This window comes from Clostridia bacterium, from assembly GCA_026414765.1.
In the GTDB taxonomy this organism is placed as follows: domain Bacteria; phylum Bacillota; class Clostridia; order Acetivibrionales; family DSM-27016; genus SKW86.
The window spans coordinates 93,129-117,532 of sequence record JAOAIJ010000043.1 but is presented as its reverse complement, the minus strand read 5'-3'; the positions used below and the strand labels follow the sequence as shown (position 1 = coordinate 117,532).

At 40.3% G+C, this 24,404-nt stretch carries 5 protein-coding genes; 1 reads left to right on the top strand and 4 read right to left on the bottom strand.

The annotated features are described in order from the left end of the window. Window positions 1–16 precede the first annotated feature (16 nt). A complete protein-coding gene (locus N3I35_16680; GenBank protein MCX8131716.1) occupies window positions 17–16,708 on the bottom strand; it encodes an amino acid adenylation domain-containing protein in 16,692 nt (5,563 codons plus the stop codon). A 37-nt stretch (window positions 16,709–16,745) separates the two neighbouring features. Then, window positions 16,746–17,318, bottom strand: coding sequence for a chorismate pyruvate-lyase family protein (locus tag N3I35_16675; protein MCX8131715.1), 573 nt, complete (start codon window positions 17,316–17,318; stop codon window positions 16,746–16,748). A 382-nt stretch (window positions 17,319–17,700) separates the two neighbouring features. Here N3I35_16675 and N3I35_16670 point away from each other — a divergent pair, with 382 nt between their 5' ends. Then, window positions 17,701–18,600: a nitroreductase family protein gene (locus N3I35_16670; GenBank protein MCX8131714.1), complete on the top strand. Its 900-nt coding sequence runs from the start codon at window positions 17,701–17,703 to the stop codon at window positions 18,598–18,600. 147 nt (window positions 18,601–18,747) lie between these two features. On the opposite strand, the gene N3I35_16665 is transcribed toward N3I35_16670, so the two are convergent. After that, window positions 18,748–21,690, bottom strand: a complete 2,943-nt coding sequence (locus N3I35_16665) for an acyltransferase domain-containing protein (protein ID MCX8131713.1) — start codon at window positions 21,688–21,690, stop codon at window positions 18,748–18,750. Window positions 21,691–21,822: 132 nt separating this feature from the next. Continuing rightward, window positions 21,823–24,393 carry a phosphopantetheine-binding protein gene (locus N3I35_16660; protein ID MCX8131712.1) on the bottom strand — a complete coding sequence of 857 codons (2,571 nt, stop codon included), beginning with the start codon at window positions 24,391–24,393 and terminating at the stop codon, window positions 21,823–21,825. Between the last annotated feature and the right edge of the window lie 11 nt (window positions 24,394–24,404).

Below are 24,404 nucleotides of genomic sequence, written 5' to 3'. Positions count from 1 at the left end.
TTTACAGGCTAAAACTTTAAGGCTCAATACTCCCATATTGTCCTGAATACAGTTTGGTACAAAACTCTACAATAGGAGTGACTGATTTTATTTCATTCAGCAGCATCATATGGTTTGGTGCATCCACATCAAACATTTTAAAGTTAGTAAATTGACGCTCCCACTCCTGCCAGTAGTTAACGTTATCAAATGAAAACTCGCTATCAGATACGGTAAGATACGGTTTTAGGTCGCCTTCAAACAAGCCGCTCTTATTACGGAAATAATAACAATTTATCGTTTGACTGTCAAACAACGGCAGTATTTTATATTTATCCAACTCATAAGCAAGCTGTACTTTGACATTCTGTCCAACTAATACGTCCAGCTGCTTTACTGTTTTGGACAACCCATGAATTTGTGCCAGTTTAATTAGTTGCTCAAAAAATGCTTCATCATCTGCGCTAATATCAAGTTCCCCCTGGTGAATAAGCTTTTGCTCCGTTTTCCCGGTTTGCTGCAAAATAGAAGACAGAAGCATCATGTTAACCGTTTGGAAAATAATATTCTTATATGCATTTTTATTGAAACCGGCTAAACTTTCCTGAAACGTATTGTCGGGTGAATCCAGCATGACAATTGAATTGACAATCTGTCCCCTTTCCTGCAACTGTCGTGTGATTTCATATGCCAATATTCCCCCCATACAAAATCCTCCCAAATCATAAGGACCTTCCGGCTGCACTGATTGTATTATTTGGACGTAATACCCTGCCATTGCCTGAATTCCATGCAGAGGAGGATGTTCTGTCATCCAGCCGCGAGCCTGGATACCGAAAAACGGACGTTTGCAGTTTTGAGCAATCAATTTGTATGCTTCAACTCCACCTAACGCACCATGAATCCAGAATATAGGTTGCCCCTGGACACTCTCATTCAAACGGACAAGTTCGGGAAATTGTGGCCAAACTGCTGTTTTCAGGTATCTGTTCTGTTCTCTCGAAGTATCGGTATAACTTACATCAGAAGCTGAGGCTGATACCATGTTGATGATATCCTGTATAGTCCTGCATTTCTGCAATCCGGTCAGGCTTACAGATGGGTCTATCCTGGTTTGCAGCTGCTGCAGCAGCGGCATTAATAAGATAGATTCAATCCCGTATTGCTCAAGCGATATATTGAGATTCATTTCTGCAGGCTTCATTCCCAAAAAGCGCGATAAAATATCAGTTACACGATCAGCTGTTGCATATTTTTCTCCTGCACAGCTATTATGACCGCCAATTAACTCATCTTTTCCTGCAGCCTCCCCAGAACTTGGTTGTGAACCAATCCAATAACGTCGTTTCCCAAACGGATAAGTCGGTATGGCGATCCTCCTTACTCTTTTTCCTTCATGTATCATATCCCAGGGCAGATCATTACCTTTAGCCCAATAGAGAGCAAGCTTCTCAAAGTCGTTTTCCGCTAAAAGCGCCTGTAGTAATATATCTCCAATTTTCCCGGAGAACAACCCACATATTTCCATACGCTGCTCTTCCGGCTCGCTTTCAAACATAGGTATGAAAGCGTTTTTTTGTCCACTGCATTTTGTTGTGCTTATATACCACCTAAGACCTTTTTTCAAATCTTCCTTGCTGCTTACTACCATCGCAAGACGGTGACTCATTGCTTCACGCCCCACTTGAAGCGTATATGCAAGATCCGGCAGATGGAGGCTTTCCTGTGATTCAACAAATTCCAGCATTTGTCCGACAGCTGCCGCCAAGCGTTCTTTGCTTTTTGCTGAAAAAACTATTATCTGTGGGCTATTTTCAGAATAGAGCTGTTTAATTTCCTCTTTATCAGGAATATACTCCTCCAGGACCAGATGCGCATTCACTCCACCTAGGCCGAAGCTGTTTATGCTGGCACGCCGAGGAATTTTTCCATCCCTGGTATTTGAAGTTTCCTCCCATCCATGATTTTTATCCGTTATTTGAAATGGACTTCCTTCTAACGAAATATCTTCATTCAGTGCCGTAAATCGGTGAAGACCCGGAATAACCCCATTCCTTATAGCCAATATTGCCTTAATTAATGCGGCCATTCCGGAGAAAATCTCTCCATGCCCGATACTGGGCTTTAGGCTGCTGATATAGCAGGTTGAATATGAAATATCTGTCTCTTCCTTATTCGAAGCTATGAGTTCATAATACCCGGATTTTAACGCACCGATTTCGATACTGTCTGCAAGTGCTGCACCAATCCCATGAGCTTCAATATAAGAAACTGTCCTTGGATCAACCTCTGCTGTACGATATGCCTGAATCATAGCGTTTTTCATCCCTGCAGCGTTTGGCGCAAACAGGGAGACCCCTTTACCGCCATGAGCTACTGCTGTTCCCTTGATCACCGCATAAATATTGTCGTGGTCAGCTATGGCTTTTGACAATGGCTTTATGATTACAGCGCCGACTCCTTCACTTCTTACAAATCCGTCAGCATCTTTCTGGAAGGATTTGGCACGTCCATCCACACTTAAGAGGTTTGCTGATTCGAGGCTGATAAACCCTATAGGCGACAGGAGTAAATTGACAGCACCTACTACAGCCTGCTCGCATTCATTATTATTAATTGACTGAATTGCACGATGCAAGGCAACCAGCGCTGAAGAACATCCTGTTTCACAGCATTCACTCGGACCGCTTAGGTTTAGTATATAGGAAATACGGTTTGCTATCATTGACGGAGAAGGATTAGCAACCAATCCCGGATTATCCAGCGAACCGGCAGTAATTTTTACACGTTTGTATTCACTGAGTGCTGAAGCAATAAATACTCCTGTAGAATTCCGCGATAGTACCTTAGACGTAATACCGGCATCTTCAATTGCGCGCCATATGTATGTAAGCAATAGACGTTGCTCCGGACACATGAATTCAGCTTCCTTAGGCGTAATTCCAAAAAACAATGGATCAAATTCGGATATTCCGTTAATAAACCCTCCCCGTTTGCTCTTCATTGCTTCCATTTCACTTTGATAGTCACTATACCATTTTCGCCAGTCCTCCCAGCGTTCTTGAGGAATTTCTGAAATACAATCCTTTCCCTCAATCAGGTTGTTCCAGTATTCATCTGGATTATCAGCCATAGGGAACCTACCGCTTATACCTATAACTGCAATAGCGTCTTGTCCATATAAATTCCTTTGAGTTTCTTCTTTTTCAGTATATTCCGTTTCAGGCAAAACCCTTATCTTAGGAATCCAGTTCATCGTATAGCCGGAACTCAGTTGATTTACCTGTGCAGCAGCAGCTTCGGTTTCATGGAGATCCTTTTGAGCTGTATTAAGTTTCAATGACGAACCAATTATATCCCCGTATTTTGTTAGGATGAAATCCGTTAACTGGTTGATTGTATTATACTCAAACATTATTGTTATTTCCAGTTCAACAGCTAAAGCTTGACCGATAACCCTTACAAGATTGACTGCAATAATCGAATCAAGGCCGTAATCTGACAAAGATTCATCATAATCGATCCTGCCAATATCCACCTTTAATGATTCTGACATCTTTTGAGCTATCGTCTGCTTTATATGAGACTCAATTTGATTTGCATTGGATGAATCCGGCTTTTTCTCTTTATTGATAGCAGAATCCAAAGTTTTATCGCTTCCGGCGGATTGCTTTGCCTGTATTTTAGCTCCGTCTGCTATATGGTCTTTGTTATTGGCGTCCTCAATCCTTTGCCGGACCACCCCGTTGCTTTGGGCGGCAATAATCTGCTGTAAAAACTCCTGAGGGTCTCCATATGGAAGGAAAAATGAATGGAAGCCTTCTTGCTCCAGCAAATTCCACCAGGTCTCAGTTGCTAACCCGGGGCATCCCGGAATGCGCAATATCGGATCCTCATACATCCACCATCCATCCAGAAGACCAAACGTAAGATGGCTGAACAAATTATTGCTGCTGATTTCATTTAGTAGAATAAAGCCGTTTTCCTTTAAGACCGCTTTGGCATTACGTATGGTTTCGCGGATATTTCCGGTAGCATGCAGGACATTGGCGGCAATTACAATATCATATTTCCCTCCGTCTATATCTTGAGAGACAACCGGTTTTTCCACATTAAACATCTTACAGGTCAAGTATGGATTATCCTGGCTATATTCTTTTTCTGCATGTATCAGAAAAGCACGTGATATATCCGTGTAACAGTATTCCTCTATATAGTCCTTATAAGGCCGGAGTTTTTCAAAGACCACAACACTCGTACCTCCGGTGCCAGCGCCGAGTTCCATTATGCTTAACTTTACTTGCGGGTCCTGGGCGAGCCTTTCTTCAACATAGGCAACAACAGTATTGGCAAGTACTTCATTAAAATAATGCCCGGTCATGTTGTTTTTATAAACCGCTTCCACAAATTCCAGTGAAGATCCGGGGAACATTACTTCAGTGGCAAGTTTTTTCCCTTTTATGATTTCCGGTAAAGCTCTTAAGGTTTTCTCCACTAAAACCGCTTGGGCTTTCATTTCTGGATTCTCCCACCAGGAGATCTTTTTATGTTCCCATTCTTCCCATAATACCTCCATATCTACTGGAACATTATCTCTGACAGTGTATAAATTATCCTTGTATATAAGAAAATTTTGCTGCACCAGAAGCCTGACACTTTCTTCCAGCCAACGGTCATACATTCCGCGCAATTCTGCTTTTGCTTTCAAATCATTGAAGGATTGACCATTCCTCTCAAATAGCCCATTAGCTTGCAATTGTCCCCATAGTAGTTTATAGAGCAGTCCATCCATCTCCTTCATTTGCAGGCTTGTCTTTTCCAGGTCGCCAACCGGCAATTCCGGTATAATAGTCCGTTCATGCACCTTTCGTATATCCAAAGCTGCATTTTTCGGATAAATAGTAACCAAGTCTTTTGACAAACTCATTCCTCTCATACCTAGAGGTGAAGTAGTCTTTACAAATGACATTTGCGTCATCGGTCCTGCCAGCAATTTATCCAGTGCAGCAGCTGCTTCTTCAGGCTCAATCAACCCTATACCGGCCTGTTCCAGACGTTCCCTGTCCTTTGCATTATTAAAGAAATATCCCCAGTTTATTACCCTTACCGCACAAGGCCATTCTTGAGCTAATTGATGGACAAAAGCATCTTTAAATACGCAGCCGGAAGAATACGGACTTTGCCCCGGTGCCTTAAGATAAGAGTTTATGGATGAGAAGAATAGCATAAAGTCCAATGATTCTTTCTGAAAGACCTGGGCTAAATGCACGCAAACATTCACCTTAGACTCAAGCGCTGACCGGAATACTGTCTCTTCTATTTTTGAAAGACTTCCGCTCAAGAAGACCTGTGCAGAATGAACTACTCCATGAACCTGTGGATACTGCCGCTTTATTTCTTCATATGCTTGCTGAAGAGACTGCTGCTTTGTTGCATCTGCAGCAATATAAACTGGTTCTGATCCCAAAGCTGCCAAGCGGTCTATTTTTGCCTGAATTTCCGCATCCTTTTCTCTACGTCCGATCCAAACAATTTTCGCCTTGTAAGTGCGGATCATGCACTCACTCCAAGCTTCACCTATACTGCCGGCTCCTCCGATCACTACATATACCCCTTCATTTCTGTACAGAGTCTGTTCCTGCGGCATATTATCTGCCTGTACCAGCTGCTGCCTGTACCATTGCTGACCACGGTAAACCAAAGGATTTCCCCTCACGTCCGGTGTCAATGATAAAATGTCTTCCAGTGGCCAATCACAGCCTGCCTCCAGATCAACCAGCCTCACTTTCCAGTTTGAATATTCTTTTGCCATCGATCCTATCAAACCATGCAAGCTCGCGTGAGTCGGATTTACTCTGTCATTTTTATGGACAGGCTGAGTCTGAATGGTAATGAAAGTCCAGTTTAAAGCTTTTGCATCATAACCCAGGCTAAGTAAAGCTTTTATCATTCTGAAAACCTGGAGGACTCCAATGCTTTGTCCTTCTATAACCGTATCTTCCGATACTGATTGCAAAGAATCCTGTGGGCATACCCAGATCAGGTTTTCAACCGGACCAAAGTCAGCCAGCTTTTGGGCAATACACTCAATACTTTCACCTGTTTTTATATCCGGCACACTGACAGATTGGTAATAGCCGCCAACTTTTTCAGCAATTTCTTCTGTTCCACCGATAAGTAATACGCTTTCCGATGAATTTAGTAGTGTCTGGGCTTTTTCAGCCTGAACCGAGTCCCACACCGGTATCAGGGTAATATTTCCTACAAGCTGTGGATTAGGGCCTGAAGCCACTGCTTTTGGCGTACTAGCAGCTTCGACCTTTCCACCTGCAGCCTTTGTTGAAACCTTTTTCATCCGCACACAAAGCTTGCCTTGTTCGTCATAGAGATCAATATCGTACTTGATCATCTTATCTCCCGCCACATTCCCGTCATTGTACCGGATCAGAGCCCACATAGACGAAGTGCATCTCCCGGTAACCTCCAATTCCTGTAATGCAAAAAGCAGCGATGGCTTTAGATCATCAAGATTGCTAGTGGTACTAAGCATCAGTGACATTGATTGAAAAGCGGCATCAACCAAGCTAGGATGCAATACAAATTTGTTAAGAGTATCCGACACTACAGACGGCAATTCCAGCTGTATCAGAATCTGTTCCGGCCCGGTGTAAACCGCCTTTACAGCCTGATATGCATTGCCATAGTTTACTCCCAGTGTTTGAAGTGATTTATAGAATCTATCAGGGGAAAACGCGATTTCCCGGTATTTGGACTGTAAGTCCCGTAAATCCAGTGTATGAACATCTGCTGATGAATTCAGCCCTACCAAGCCCTCACTATACACAACAGGAGCTGCTCCCTGTTCTTCCTGCTCACTGTAGACTTTATACGCAATCTCCCCGTTTTCTCCCGGCAGGAGTCCGACATGAATACGAATAGCATTTCCCTTCACTGAAATAGGCCTTGCCCAAACCACATTTTTCAGGCGGATTACAGCCTGTTCAGGTTCCCTAACTCCAACAGCCTCAGCTATGGCTGTTCTCACCATCTCAAGATAAGCAGCCCCCGGCAGGATGTTTTCACCGTTAACCACATGATCGTTCAAAAAGAATTCTCTGCCTGTAAAATTTGAGCTGTACCGCAGTCCCGAAAAACCAGAGGTGTTTTGGTGTAATAACGGATGTATATGTTCTGCAGTAACGGTATCGTTTTTGCTGCCATCCAGCTTATCTTCTGCCTGTACTCCCCAATAATGCTCCTGGGCAAACGGATAAGTCGGCAGTGAAATGCGGCTGTACTGTCCATCTGAAAACAACTGCTCAAACTCAAGCCTGTATCCTTGAATATACAAATCGGCTATAGTTGCCAGGTTTTCCAGATAGTCACCGGCTTTTTCCATATCTGTGCAATCTATGATGCATTGATTTCCATAACGCTTCAGCGCTGTCTGCTTCCTATGGTCATTTCCAAGAAGTTCAGATACATATACCTGTGGCACTTTTCCCTTTTCCAGCCATTTTTTCAGTAATGCCGCAAGTTCACTGCTATTCTTTGCTACACAGGCTAAACGATGATTGAAATGTTTTCTTCCAAGCAGTAAAGTGTAACTCATATTACCACAGTCTGCGGAAGTATCATGTTCACAAAAGTCTACCAGTTGTTCGGCCTGCTGTTTCAACTGTTCATAAGTACGCGCCGACAATACAATCAAGTAACCACTTTTTTCGGAATGCCCTCTATAAACCTCAGGAGCTTCTTCGATGACTATATGGGCATTTGTTCCGCTAAATCCAAATGAGGATACTGCCGCACAGCGTTTTGAGTTAGGCTCGGTTTCCCAATCCTGAAGCCTGGTATTCACATAAAACGGACTCTCTTCAAACCGGATATTAGAATTACCCGATTCGAAATGTAATGACGGCGGAATTTTCTTATGCTTCAATGACAGCAGAATTTTGAGTACTCCGGCAATACCCGATGCAAGCTGAGTGTGTCCGATGTTGGTTTTTATTGTACCTATTGCACAGTATCCTTTTTTTGCAGTATAGTGCCTGAAAGCGCGGGTTAATGCCTGAAATTCAATCGGATCGCCTAACTTGGTACCGCTGCCGTGAGCTTCGATCATCTGAATTTGTTCGGGATGTATATTAAAAGTATCATATACATATCTCTCCAGGCGTTCCTGTGAATTTGCGCTGGGTGCAGTAATTCCATTTGTTGTACCATCCTGGTTGATCGCTGACCCGCGAATCACCCCATAGATGTGATCCCCGTCAGAAATAGCTTCGTTAAGACGTTTTAGTACAACAACTCCTGCACCTTCTCCAAGGATAAACCCATCTGCCTTCTCGGCAAAACTATGGCAACGACCCGTAGGCGACAGCATATTCCCCCTGTTGGCAGCCAGAAAATTCTTAGGCGTGCATTGAATGAACACACCTCCAGCCAGAGCCATTTCATTCTCCCCTGCCCACAGGCTTTGACATGCAAGATGAATAGCAACAAGGGAACTCGAACAAGCAGTATCAACAGCTATAACCGGACCGTGCAAATCCAGATAATAAGCAATGCGTGTGGGAATGACGGAACTCATATTGCCCCATATCGCTTGTGGAGGCAAATTATCTCCCAGCAGTTCCTGATAATCCCCTGCAGCACATCCTACATATACCCCGCACTTACGTTCCTGAAGCCCTATCCCCGCATATCCTGAGTCTTCCAGTGCCCTCCAGGATTCTTCCAGGAAAATTCGCTGCTGAGGATCCATATAGGTCGCTTCAAACCCGGAAATATTGAAGAACAGCGGATCAAAGCGATCAATTTCACATAAAAAGCTGCCGTACCTGCAATATTTATCATCTTTCGAATAGTACTTAGATAAGTCCCAACGGGTAACTTCATCTACCAAATCTACACCGTTTGATACATTCTCCCATAATTCATTTACTGTCTCGGATTTTGCAAATCGTCCGCTTATCCCTATAATTGCAATAGCATCTTTAGCTGCGGGATTATCAGAATAATCATTGTTTTCAGTTTTGACAGTATTAAGCGGTATTTTAGTTCTTGTAATGCTTTCAGTAGAATAGTATTCAGTCTGCCCGTATCCCCCACCGCAATTCGTCTCATTATCTGACAGAACATTTTGCTGCAAAAATGCAGAAACAGGCCCTTTGTAGCATGACAGAATATATTCAGACAGCTGATTTACCGAGCTGTAATCAAATAAACATGTCACTTCCAGCTCAATTGGTAAAGCCTGGTTAATCAGGTTAACCAGATTAATTCCACTTACAGAGTCCAATCCATAATCTGCAAAGGATTGTTCAACCTGCAACGCGTTAATATCAGTTTTTAGTGATTCCGACAATTTCTCCATTATTACATCTTTAACATAGTCCATAAGTGTTTGATAAGATATATCATCACTCTTAGATATCTTTTTCCGTGGTATATCCGGCTTGATTTGGCCGTTTTGCAGTGTAGCACCGCTGTTTTCGCCTGCTGTAATCCCTCTTGAGACAGGATTTGCATAGCTAACCTTCTGTTTTTGGTAACTTTTCAGTGCAAAGGGATAGGTAGGCAGACTTATGCGGCTAGGTTTGGCATCAGCGTAGAGCAGCTTCCAATCTATATTAATCCCTTTTGACCACAACTCTGCAATTTTCATGAAATCGCCTATTAACAGCCAATTATTGACTAGTTCCCTGCATTTTTCCTCATCTTCGAATATTTTAATTATATTATCTCCTTGTTTTACTTCACCGCTGAAACAATTGCCGATATTCTCACTTGAGCTAGTAAACCGTTCCAGTTTATCAATTAACTCTGATAGTGAATTGACGACAAAAATCACTCTACTTTCCATCATTTCTCTGCCAATCTGAAGAGTATATGCTAAATTTGCCGGATTCAAATCAGATGTATGTTGTTTTTTCAGGAAAGCAAGCATATCCTGTGCATAAACTCTCAGGCGTTCCTTATTTCTGGCGGATAGTGGAACCAGATAGGATACGCATCCGCATTCAGGCTCATTTTGTTTCAAGGCAGACTTATTTATGAATTGTTCCATTATTGCATGGGCATTTGTACCTCCGATTCCAAACGAGCTTAATGCTGCCCTCCACGGAACAGGCGCATCATCCCATTTCTTTGGTTTATCAACTACATAGAACGAAGAATTGTCAAAATCAAAGTTAGGGTTAGGCGTTTTATAGTTAAGCGTCTGAGGGATTTCTCCGTAATGCAGGCTTAGTGCAATCTTTATGCATCCTGCCAAACCTGCCGCAGTGTCAAGATGTCCTATATTGGTTTTTACCGAGCCAATTCCGCAAAACTGTTTTTTAGCCGTATAGCGCCGGTAAGCATCATTCAATGCTGCCAGCTCAATCGGATCCCCTAATTTTGTCCCTGTCCCGTGTGCCTCAATATAGCTGATGGACTCGGGGTTAATTCCGGTTATTTCCAAAGCTTTCTGAATAACTTCACTCTGTCCCTTGACGCTGGGAGCATAAAAGCCCACCTTATCCGACCCGTCGTTGTTAACAGCAACTCCTCTTATAAGGGCATAGATATGATCTCCGTCTTTAACAGCATCTATCGCCTTCTTGACGAGAATTACGACAACTCCCTCGCCTCCGACTATTCCATCCGCTGAAGCGTCAAAGGCTTTTACATGACCATTGCTTGAAAAATTCATTCCTGATTGATGCATATACCCTGAGGTATCTGAAAACGAAAATATCGAGCAGCCGCCGACCAGTGCATATTCTACATCGTCGGTCATCAGGCTCTGGTGAGCAAGATGCAGCCCTGTCAATGAGGAAGAACAATTAGTCTGGACAAAAAGGCTGGGGCCATTCAATCCTAATTTATAGGATACCATTGTAGAAATAGTCCCTCCCTGGGCAAAAACCCGTAAGGCATAATCATTTGAGTCTCCCATTATCTCATCTGATACAGGAGTATGATAAAAATTATTGCTTGCAGTCATAAATACACTGGTCTTGGGTATTTGCTTTGAAACATAACCCGCATCCTCGATAGCACGCCATGAATGGAGCAACAATAGTCTGAACTGCGGATCCATTAATTCTGCATCCTTTGGAGAAATACTAAAAAACTCCGGATCAAAAAGATCTTTTCCTTCCATACTTGATTGAACAGGAACAAAATTCGGATTGTTTATTCTTTCTTCAGACATACCTGATTTTATTAACTCTTCTCTAGAAATAATCTCAATACTTTCTTTCCCTGATTTCAAGTTTTCCCAGAATTCATAATGGTCTTTAGCACCCGGAAAAGAACCGGAAATCCCGATTATAGCAATACTATCCTTGTAATATTCGGGATACTCAGCAGAAGATACCGTGTGTTCAACTGCTCTATCTTCAATCTCTTTTCCCGGAGCTGTATACTTTTCCCGGATGGTATTCTTTGTACGAACTCCCTCTCCGGTCGATGCGATATATCTGCTCAGGTCTTTTATGTTTGAATATTTAAATAGTTCAGTCACATTTATATCCAGGCATAATTCCCTGTTTATCCTATCTGCAGCCATCACAGCCAAAATAGAATCTCCACCGATTTCAAAAAAACCATCTTTCGTGCTTATTTTCTCAATCTTAAGAATTTCCTTCCATATATCCAAAATTTTCTCTTCTATTTCCGATTGCGGCAGCAATACCTCTTCAGTCCTTTCCAGTTCGATTTTACGGTTCATTAAGTCTTTTCTGTCGATCTTACCGCTTAAGGTAAAAGGTATTGATTCTATTTCGATAAAAAAGGCTGGTATCATGTACTCAGGCAGTGTTATTTTCAAGTGGTTCCTTAGTACTTCAGGTTTTATAGAATTTCTTCCTTTTTCGCCCTCAATATTAGTTTTAGCTTTCCGTACATAATAGGCAACAAGTTGTTTGGTTTCCTGCTGCTCTTTTAAAACAACAGCGCAGTCATTAATCTCTGGATATGACCGGAGCTGAGTTTCAATCTCACCCAGTTCTATTCGAAATCCGTGAAACTTTACCTGACTGTCAATCCTACCCCAAAACTCAATATTGCCGTCAGAGCGCCATCTGGCCAAATCACCGGTCTTATACAGTTTAGTTCCCGGGCTAAAAGGGTTGTCAACAAACTTTTCTGCCGTCAGTGCAGGTTGATTAAGATATCCTCTTGCCAGTCCCTCTCCCGCTATACATAACTCCCCAACAACTCCCACAGGCAGGAGATTATTGCTCGGGCTGACTATAAACGCCGATTTATTCATAATAGGTTTCCCTATAGGCACGGTACTGCCTTCCAAAGCTTCCCCATTCCCGGGATATCTCCATATTGTAGAGATAATAGTATCCTCGGTAGGACCATAAGCATTAATATACTTCACTTTCTCCCGCCATTTTTCCAGCAGTTTAAAGTCTATTTCCGAACCGCCTGTTATTAGTGTTCTTAATGTAAGAATCTTTTCAGGATCTACATTAGCTAAATACGGAGGAGGCAAAAGAGCAATTGTGACTCTGTTATCATTCATATACTTTTCAAAGTTTCTTACGTCATCGATTTTTTCTTGAGGGATTATGCATAAAGTGGCTCCTGAAAGTAATGATATAAAAATTTCAAAGGCTGATGCATCAAAAGAAATACTTGCAAATTGTGCCATTGTATCACTGTCATCAAGTATCAGGCTATCTGCAAAGTACTTATGTAGATTCAATACTCCCTTATGTTCAATCATTACTCCTTTAGGTATGCCTGTGCTTCCGGATGTATATATCACGTATGCCAAATTGCTTGGTTTGACTTCGGTCATATACGCCGTATGACCTTTTGATTGACTTTTTACTACTGTAATTTCTTCATTTGAATTCAGAGTTATTAATTTAGTATCAACATCAATTATTTGCGACACCATATCGGTTAATTCAGTTTGAGTCAGTACAATCAAAGTACCGCTATCCTGAATCATATATTTAAGACGCTCGGCTGGATTCCTGGGTTCTAACGGCAGGTATACGCCTCCGGCTTTAAGAATTCCTAAAATACCAACTATCAGTTCCACTGACCGTTCCATACAAAGGCCAACTACACATTCAGGGCATACTCCTTCGGACGACAACCGGGCGGCAAGCCTATCACTTTTCTCTGATAGATCAGCATATGTAAGCTTCTTCTCTCCGCAAACTACTGCAATGGCTTCAGGGAACTTCCGTACCTGTTCTTCAAATAATTCATGGATACACTTATCCGGATATTCTGCCTGATTTGATTTCCCATCAAGCATCATGCTGCACAATTCTTTCTCCGACAACAAAGAATATTCCTCCAGGGATAAACCGGGGTTTTTTATTACTTCTTTCATAAGTCCTATATAGTGGTGCATCATTCTGCTTATAGTAGCTGCCTCAAACAGTTCGGGATTATATTTCATATTCAACACAAATTCATCTGCCTGTTCGTAGATTTCCAAAGCAAGCTCGTATTCACCTTCCTGATGTATCTCCTCAATAAATTCGACTTTAAGAATATCCTTATAGTGCCCCAGTATCTCATTTATTCCGTTTGATTGAAAAAAATTCTGATATGCAAAAGTGACTTGAAAAACAGGATTATTTCTTAAAGTCCGTGGAATATTCAATTCCCGTACTAATACCGGGAAGGGATATACAGCATGATCCAACCCGTCTATCAAGGTGAATTTCAGCTTTTGCAGAAAATCCATAAAAATATTTTTCCCTGATGTACAGCTCCGGACAGCAATCATATTTACAAAATACCCTATAATGGATTCAAACCGTTCTTCAGGTCGTCCCACTACCGGCATTCCGACAATAATATCATCTTGTCCTGTATAGTGGTACAATAAGAGTTTAAAAATTCCTAAAAACATGACCGATGTATTCATATTTGAGGATTTGGCAAATAACTTTACTTGCTTTACTAAATCCTGTGGGAGACGGCAGGTATATACCTGTCCTGCAAAGCTTTGCACTGAAAAACGGGCATGGTCTGCAGGAAGTTCCAAAACCGGCAAAACCCCGGCCAATTGCTTTTTCCAATACAGACTGTGTTCTTCCCCTTCTCTGCTTTTAAGCATGTCCTGCTCCCAAGCCACAAAATCTGAATATTCAGCCAGGTTAGGAACCTTCATCGGACTTTTGTTTTGTAGAAAAGCTTTATATGCATCCAGCAACGCTGTCACAAAAAGCAACATGGAGCTGCCATCAAATATAATATGATGAATAGTGATGAGTACAAAATATTCTTTGCTTTTATAGGACAAAAGACTGATTCGTATTAACGGATCATTTTTCAGTATGAAAGGCTCTTTTGTCTTTTTGGAAATATATGGTACAATATCACTGTATTCAAAGGAGGAAATATCCTCCTGAAACAACATAATATTCTGAAATGGCTGGACATTTTGAAAAGGTACCCCATTATCTTCGATGATTACGCTTCTAAAGACAGGGTGCTTTTCAACTACAAAACTGCAAGCCTGTCTGAATTTTTCTATATCCAGCTCTCCCCCCAGCCTGAAGCATAACGGCACATTATATGCACTCATACCGGGCGACAGTTTTTGCAGCATCCATAGTCCTTTCTGTCCCTCCGAAAGCTGACTGCGGTATGATAAAGCGACAGAACGGCCGTCATTTGACTGCGATTTGTGAATTGATTCCACACTCGTCGATTGATTGTTTTGGATATTTATTTTTTGAGCAAGGGCATTGGACAAAGATTGAATTGAGTCCTGCTCGAATATTTCACGGATTGTAAGATTAGTCCGGAAATTCTTCTCCAAGCCACGAATCAGCTTCATGATAATAATAGAATTCAAGCCATGACTTTGGACACTTTTTGCCGGATCAGCCCGATTTGGCAATATCTTTAGTGTTTCAGCCAAAAATTTAATAATAAATTCGCGGATGCTTTCCGCCAGCAAGTTTTGGGGGTTAATTGCAAACTCATATACATTTTCGGCTTGATCATTACTCTCAAACTCAATATCCGTACTGTAACGGCAGTACTGATAAAGAGCTTGAATACCTTGGTTAAGATAAGAGTTCCGGCAAGCTCTTCTCTGTATTTTGCCGCTGCCTGTTCTGGGAATACTTCCGGCAGAAACCAGTATAATCTCTGACAATTCCAGCTGATGTGTTTCCGTCACAGCAGCAAGTATTTCTTGTACTACCCTTTGATAGTCTGTTTCATCAGCTACTGCAACCTCCTGTACTACCACTACCTGCTCATGCTGATTGATCTCATGGGAAAAGACTGCCAGCGGCAGGTTCAATTCAGGGACATGTTTCTTTATTGTCCATTCAATATCAACGGGATGATAGTTTTTGCCATGTATAATAATTACCTCTTTGTCCCTTCCTACAATATAAAGCTGGTTGTCTTCAACAAACCCCAGATCGCCGGTACGCAAAAATCCCTTTGTCTTTGAATTGCTTAATACCCCGGAAAATGTTTTCTGTGTTTCCTCATTCCTGTTCAGATATCCCTTACCTACCAAGGGAGACTTAACCCAAATCTCTCCAACTTCACCATTAGGAGAAATCCTGCATGTTTCCGGATGGACAACTACTATTTCATTTGGAGCCTTAATCTCCCCACAACCGGTCAACCACATACTTTTCTTATTCTGGGTCGAATATATGACTTTCCCTACTTCCAAACCCGAAATATCCACTGAAAAAAAACGTAACGGTTCGCCTGGCTTTTTAGTAGTAACCGAGCCAATTTCCGACAAACCGTAATGCGGGCAGAATACTTCCTTTTTCAGTCCCAAAACCTGAAACTTCTCAACAAAGTTTTCATAGGTTTCTTTACGTATAGGCTCACCACCACAGATAATCGCCCGTACAGAGTCCAACGACAACTCCTTGACTGTAGAAATATCGACAGAAGAACAGCAGTAATCAAAAGCAAAATTCGGTGCAGCAGTATGAGTAGCTTGATACTGGCTTATCGCTTGCAACCATCCCTCCGGGTTTTTGGCAAAGCTGTCGGGAGATTGTATTATACTGGTTGCACCTCTTAATAATGGAGTCAATATATTAAAATAAAGTCCAAAGTTGTGAAACTGCGGCATCCAGGAAACAATACGGCTATCCTGGCTAATCTCCCATTGATCTGCACCGATGGAAGCTTGTGATATTACATTGGAGTGATCAAGCATAACCCCTTTGGGTTGAGATGTAGAACCTGATGTGTAAAGCAACAATGCCAGGTCGTCCGGTCTTTGCAATCTTGGTTCGGTAGTAATGCAACTGTTTTCGTCCAGTACATCTATATTGAATATACGAATTCCACTAAAAACTGACTGCGCATTTAAGAATTTTTCAAAATCAGTACTTGTTATGATACAGGCTGCCTGCGAATCCTTTAATATTGGTTCAACTTTTTCGATAACCTTGTCCGGCTGTGATAAGTCGGTTACAGACATGGGTATTGGTACGATGTTGGCATACCAGCAGGCCAATAATGTAAAAATGTATTCCAGCCCTTGTGGCATCAGCAGAACTGCTCTTGTTTGGGGTAACATTTCCTGGAGTACACTCCCTAAAACTTTTGATTTCTGAAGCAAAGTTGCTCCAGTAAGAAACATATTATTATCATTTCCTGATTGTAAAACAAACAATTTTTTTTCTGAAAATTGTATACAAGTTTTTTCAAAAACCTCCCTGGGCAGATTCATAAGAATTTTTCCGCCAATTTGTCGTTTCATATCCATTCCTCCGGTCTTAATCATTAATGTTCTCTAACTAATCCTTAAAAAAGGTAATTGGAAATTTCTCAGTAATCTTCCCGATGACATTTTTACGGTGGCTGACCAGATAAGTTCTGCATAGCAGCAACGTCTGTGGCAGAATATCAAAATAATGAGCTAAAGCCTCACAGGGCTCGGTCCAGTAACCGATAATTTCGCGATAGGTATCCAGTTTTTCTTCTTTCCATAATAGGCCAATAGGCATATCCGTTTCGGCTAGTTTCGCCTGAATTCCTGAAGAGAGTAATTCATAAATATAAATGGATGCGGCATACACATAATTTTTATTTTTGCCATTAAGCAGGATGTTTCTTCTTAAAATCCTTGTTTTAGGGGAACATATCAAAACTTCCTCTTCACCGCTGCTGGTGAATTCCTGTTCCAGTTTTTTTACTTTGATTGCTTCACCGGTGTAAAGTCTGAGCAAATCCGTAACTGTGCCGTCTGTGGCTAAAAGAATCTTTTGAAATAGACTCAATGATCCGTTTTGCATAAGAAAGCTGTTTAAGGGCATGATCATAGAATTTCTTCCGGTTTTATCAACAATCATGGTTTTTGTTTCTATCATATGACTGCTCCTTTTCAATTTAATTTTTTAGACATTAAAATTACATAAAGTATTTATGCATCCTCATTACTTTTTTCTGTGCAGTACAGTTTTAGTATTCTTATTTCAACATTCGTCGGTAGTTTCATAGAAAAATGTATGTACTTTATGGATTATTGTACATTTTTTACCAATTTGTGTCAATTGCATTAACAAATTCTTAATCTTCTATCACTCAAGTCTAAACTTGACATTTTATTTGGCTTAGGAGATAATTCTCTTTGTCGTTTGTTGAACAGCTATACAGGATATGCTTATGTCTTTGTACATATATGGTGATAGTAAGTTTAAAAAATAGCGAGGCTTAGTCGGAAGGTATCTTATAGGGGGTGCAATAATAGAAATGTCCAGCAAATTAAGCATCAATCAAAATCAATGCATAAATTGTAAAATATGTGTCAGTACATGCCCTGCAAAAGTATTTGCAGCAACTGATAACAAAGTTTCAATACAACAGCAAAAAGAACTTTTTTGTATAAATTGTGGTGATTGTATTTCCGTATGCCCTAAGGAAGCAATAAGTAACAGTGAAATAGCAGCAGAAGATTTTCAGAAAGATAATATAAACTTTCAGCCTGAAATTTTTTTAGATTTTTTAAAGTTCAGAAGGTCTGTCAGAAGCTATAAATCTAATACTCTATCAGAATACGAGAAAAACTATCTGGAGCAAATTGCTTCATTTGTACCAAAAGGAGGACACACACAATCTATTAGAAATACAGGCATAGTTATTGTTGAGAACAATGACCTTATAGAGAAAATAACAGACTATACATACGAATATATGAGTGAATTGAAGAAGAAACTCTCCTCTGTATGGATGAAAATTCCAAAAGCATTCAGTACATCCTTCAGAGATAATATCGACAGCACTATAAAACGCATCGAGCTAGCCTTATCGGCAAAAGAACAGAATATTAATCTACTGACGTATAATAGCCCAAGCCTGATATTGCTGCACTGCGAGAAAAACAATCCCATTTCCAGAGAAAATCTCACTGTAATGCAATATCAGTTAATGCTGGGTGCTGAAGCTTTGAATTTAGGGACTTGCTTTTTAGGATGGGTAAGTTTTGCTATGCAGTCCTATAAAGTGAAAAAATCTGATAAGTTAAAAATAATTTACGATCTGCTAAAAATTCCCGGAGGTAGAGAACTTTCAGGAGTATTTTCAATCGGTCAAAAAACAACACTGTATAGGAAACCGAAAGCAAGGGGCAATGCAGAAGTTACAGTTATCTAGCAAATTTTTTTTAACATCAAAATCCTCTGTATTTGTAAATACAGAGGATTTTTCATTTTCAAATCCCGCCTAACCCCCGCACAAACTTATTATGTAGAGCGGTTTTTGCAGTAACTTCAGGTCCATATCCCTTACTGAAGCTTTTCATCAGGTAGTTATGCCAGTTCTTAAAGCTGGTGCGATATTCTTCGGGCTAGTCTTATATGAAAATGACCTTAATAGCACCTCAGCTAAATGTGCAATACTGGTACCCTGGTCAAGTATTCCGATGTCGATTGGTAATCCAAGTTCACTCTCAATCTTGTTCTTTATGACTAATGACATTATTGAATCAACTCCCATATCCGAAAAGGACTCTGCAATATCCATTTCCGAAGGAGCAATGTTCAGCAGTCCTGATAATATTCCTTCGATATATTCATGTAATACATCTATTCCTTCCTGTAATGACACAGAATTCAGTTTACCAACCAGCTCAGGATTAACAGCTTTTTTTTCATTTTCGTTGACTGTATCGATTTTTGAAGTAATATCCGCTTCAACTTGCTTATTCCCGCCAAATATGCTTTCGTTAGTATAGTCTACCGGTCGGGTTGGCATAATAGCCTCGCTCCAGTATCTTTTTCTTTGGAATGGATAAGTTGGCAGAGGTATCTTACGTCCCATATTTCCTTTTTCAAACTCATTCCACTCGATAGTTGCTCCCATACAATACACTCTAGCAATTGCTTTTAGAAATGTTTCTTCTGTATTTTCATCAGAAACTGTATCAATAAGTTTGTAAGTGCTGTTAGAATCATTTGCACCTTTTAAGCCGTCCCCTATGTTTATAAAAACATTATATCCTTTCTCAGCAAGATACTGTAAACTAATTTCATGCGAGACAGTTTTTCCAAAAATATCCTTCCAGTAATCCATTGATACTGCCTTATCAATTTCTTTTCCGGACAAATTTGATAAATATCTTATTCTGGGTGTGTTAAAGCTTCCACCGAATGATATTTGACCAGGCATTTTGCATATTTCCTGCGCAATAACCTTAACAGCTGTTTCAAATGACATAATCCCCGCAGCGCAAGCTGCTGACAATTCACCAGTTTTTTCACCGAAAACCGCACCGGGTTTTATACCCAGGCATTTCCAAAAGTTCAGTATTGAATACTGAACAACCAGTAAACATGCTTCGCTTCTTCCCGGTTCTGACAAATCACTTGCACTGTTTCCTGAATTGATATATTCAATTAATGAGAACTCCAAATAAGTCTTAATTAATTCATCACAGTTTTCTAGTATTTCTTTAAATTTTGGATGCATTGCATATAACCTTTTTGCAATTTTCAGCATGCCATTCATCTTTGATTTAAATATGAATACAGGCTTTATCTGACCTTTAGGCTGAACTGTTCCAAGATAGTACCTATTTGGTGTAAATTCATTACTGTTTTCCGAAACAAAACTGTTTAAATCATTTCTTAGCCTTTCAAGGTTATCCGCCACGAATGCCGCTCTATTAGCAAAATGTGACCTGCCTGTATTTGAGGTATAGCAAATATCTTGAATTGAAGCATTTTTGTTATTGTCCAGATAATCGCAATAGGTCTTCACTTTTTCAATTAAAGCATCCATTCCTTTTGCTGACAATGTCAAAATATGAAATGAGTTTTGATGCTTATCTGTCTTGCGATTATATACAGCTTCAATCTCAGGTGCTTCTTCAACAATAATGTTTACACTTGTTCCGCTTAATCCAAATGAATTCATGGCACAAACTCTTTTTTTACCGCCCGTATCCCATATCGTAAACTCTGTAGGTACAATAGCAGGTATTTTTTCCAGATTAAGTTTAGGATTCATTGATTTTAGACGCATTGTCGGTGGTATCGCTTTATTCTTTATACAAAGTACTGTTTTGATAAGTGCAGAAACTCCTCCTACATACTCCCCATTATTGATATTTCCTTTGACACTGCCAACCATAAGAGGAACTTTACGATTTTTGCTGTTTCCATAAACCGACCTCAATGCCTCCATTTCGATTGGATCGCCCACAGGTGTTCCTGGTCCGTGAGCCTCGAAATAACCAACATCATCCGGTGAAAGTCCTGCGTTCTCTAATGATTTTTCCAAAAGTTTTTTTTGCTGAACTACATTTGGAGACGCCAGACTCCTGCCTTTTCCATCATTATTGACAGCACTGCCCTTTATAACAGCATGTATATAATCCCCGTCTTTTATTGCTTCTGATAATCTTTTTAAAGCGACAACGCCTACGCCCTCTCCTCTGCCGTAACCATCTCCATTTGCATCGAAAGGTTTGCACTTTCCATCCTTCGCCAGCACCTTTAGTTTACTTAAACCTATAAACACATCAGGCATTAATATCAGATTCGATCCTCCGGCCAATGCAATATTACATTCACCGCTTCTTAAAGCAGAACAAGCCAAGTGAATCGCAACTGCCGCTGCAGAGCATGCAGTATCCACAACTAATGAAGGCCCGTTTAATCCAAGGACATATGAAATTCTCCCTGATATCATATTCCCTACCATACCTGCAAATGAGTATGGAGTTATCTTTTTGGGATCCCTATGCATTGACCAGTAATCGCCGCAAATAAAACCTATATATACACCCGCTGCAAGGTCAGAAATTTTATTCATATCTACGCAGGCGCTTTCAAGTGCTTCCCATGAAACTTCCAGCAAGAGCCGCTGGTTTGGGTCCATTTCCGAAGCCTCACTAGGCGATATCCCAAAAAATCCCGCATCAAACAGTGTCACGTCATCACTTAGGAAAGACGCTTCTTTAGCATATGATTTCCCAGGCACATCCGGGTCAGCATTATAATAATCTTCATAATTCCATCTTTCACGAGGTACTTCAACTGAAACTTCCCCACCGTTTTTTAAGAACTCCCAAAACTTATCCGGGGTATCACTGTTACCTGGGAAACGGCATGCCATACCAATAATTGCTATTGGTTCATTTTCTCTCTTCTCCAGTTCTTCAACTTTCTTTTGTAAAATTTTTATTGCCTGCAGCGATTTTTGTAATAATACTTCTTTCTCGTGGTTAACTTGTTTTCCCATGGCAAATTCCCTTTCACTATATTTCTAAATTCTTATTCCAAAGCTATAATATTTCTACTTTCTTGATTAGAAAGATCAAATCCAATACTACGCTATGCTAAATGCATAATATTCCAATCATATTTTTTACACCTAAAATATCCCCAGTTTATCAATAACAGATTTGAGTTCTTCCTCTGTATATTCAGAATTGCCAGACTCTTCTTCACCTGATGATATTATTGTGTCTAAAAGCTTCGGAACTGTTCGGCTGCTGCTATATTTTAAGTTATCTTCTTCAGAAGTTTCTGCAAGCTTTTTGTGTTTTTCATTAATACTCTTCAGTTTATTTGTTTCTATTTCATCCAGCTTAATTATCTCTGATATGTACTCTGATAATTTTTCAATTGTTGAATATTCATACAGTATAGTGCTTGGAAATTCAACATTGAATTCTTCCTCAATTTTTGACTTGAAGTCTAGGATTGTCACTGAGTCCATTCCCAGTTCAAGGAAATTCACATAAATCTCCGGCAAACTTGGCGGAATATATGACAAAAAATCAGCTGTAAGCTTCTGAATATGTTCATTGACTATATCATTTCTTTCATATTCCGGAGAATCATAGAGAGTAACAAGAATATTCTGTTCTTTGTTCGTTAATATCTTTACTTGATTTGCTATACTGTTTGATTCAGTTTTATACTCACTTTGTTTTGATGTATTAACGGACTTATCTGGTTCAATTATCGTTTCTACTTGTTCAAGAAGATTTTTGACTTGTTCAAGAATATCTTTTACATTTTGAAACACACCCTTTTGTTGTTCTATCCAATACTTCTCCTTCGAAAAAGGATAGGTTGGCAATGGTATCCGGTTCGGTCTGTTTTCTTTATATAGTAAATCCCAATTAACTGAAACACCTGAAACCCATAATTCAGCTAATCTGTTTGGATCTTTATAATCCAGTCTGCCTCCCGCCAAATCATCAGCTTGTTCAGTATCAAGATTTAGATCTGAAGTCCTCCTGTTTGACATCGCATTACCCTGATAAAAACCTACGGGGATTTTCCTTTTTTCGCTGTACGTTATTAACTTTTCTCTGACTTCTTGAATATCGGATGCTGTAAAAGCTATTCTTTCCTCCATTTCAGTTCTTCCGGTCTGCAGGGTATAAGCGATATCACGAATGGAAATACCAGTGTTCATGCTAAGCCGTTTATCAATAAAATCCACAAAATCCTTTACATATTCTTTTAGTATATGGCGTTTCTTAGCCGAAAGAATGAATACCTGCCTATCACTATCTTGAACATCCTTATGTGCTTTATCAGTCACATACTCCTCCACAATAATATGTGTATTAACTCCTCCCGCTCCAAAGGCACTTATTCCTGCTCTTCTAGGATAAACTCTTTCAACACCGTCTTCTTCAATAACAGGCCGTTTCCAGTTTTCTAATTCATGCTGAACATAAAAAGGTGACTCTTTAAAATCTATTAGCGAATTTATTTCATCTGAATGGATAGAAGGCACCAACTTTTTATTTTTCATCTGAAGCAGCACTTTGGTAAGCGCTGCTATGCCCGCCGCTGATTCCAAATGTCCGATGTTTGTTTTTACCGATCCAATAGAACAATACTGTCTGTGGTTTGTATATTTGGTATATGCTATATTTAGTCCGTTAATCTCTATGGGATCGCCTAAAGCTGTACCTGTCCCATGTGCCTCAACATAGCTTATGGTTCGTGGATTTATATTGGCCTTTTTCAATGCTTTTGATATTACTTCCGATTGAGCAATTGGGTTTGGAACTGTATATCCATTAGTTTTACCGCCATGATTGATTGCACTGCCTTTTATAACAGCATAGATATTGTCCCCGTCTTGAACAGCTTTCTTTAATGGCTTTAAAAAAACAGCGCCAACCCCTTCTCCAGGCACATAACCATCTCCACGTTCTCCAAAGGCCCTGCATCTTCCATCACTTGATGCAAACCTTTTTTGGCTTAACAAGTAATACTTGATAGGGTGCAAAGAAAGATTGACACCGCCTGCGATAGCTGATTGGCATTCTCCTCTTCTGATGCTTTCACAAGCCATATGAACAGCGACAAGTGAAGATGAGCACATAGTATCTATCGCAATACTGGGTCCATGTAAATTCAAGAAAAATGATACTCGATTTGCAATGGAAGCATAGCTTGTCTCGCTGAACCTGTAGTTACCTTTCATCAATTCCTCTGCTCCGAAAAGCTGGTATTGTCCGAACATTACCCCGACAAATACCCCCATATCCGAATCAGACAAGCTACCCTTCTTATAACCTGCATCTTCAATAGCATGCCATACTGTTTCAAGGAATAATCTTTCCTGTGGATCTATTACCTCAGCTTCTTTAGGTGATATATTAAAAAATGTCGCATCAAACATGTCTATGTTTTCTAAAAACCCGCCCCATTTGCTGTAATATGTGCTTGTACTATATTTGTCAGGATCAAAGTAGCGGTTATTATTCCATCTATCCTTAGGTATCTCTCTGATACAGTCTTTGCCTGATTTCAAGTTTTCCCAAAAATCATGTAAATTGTCTGCCATTGGATACCTTCCGCTCAACCCAATAATTGCAATATCTTCCTCACTTGGGCAAACTGATACAGCTATGGTAATTTCAGAGTCTTTCAAATTATCTCTTAACTGATTAATACTATCTGAAATAGACATAGGCTCCCCTC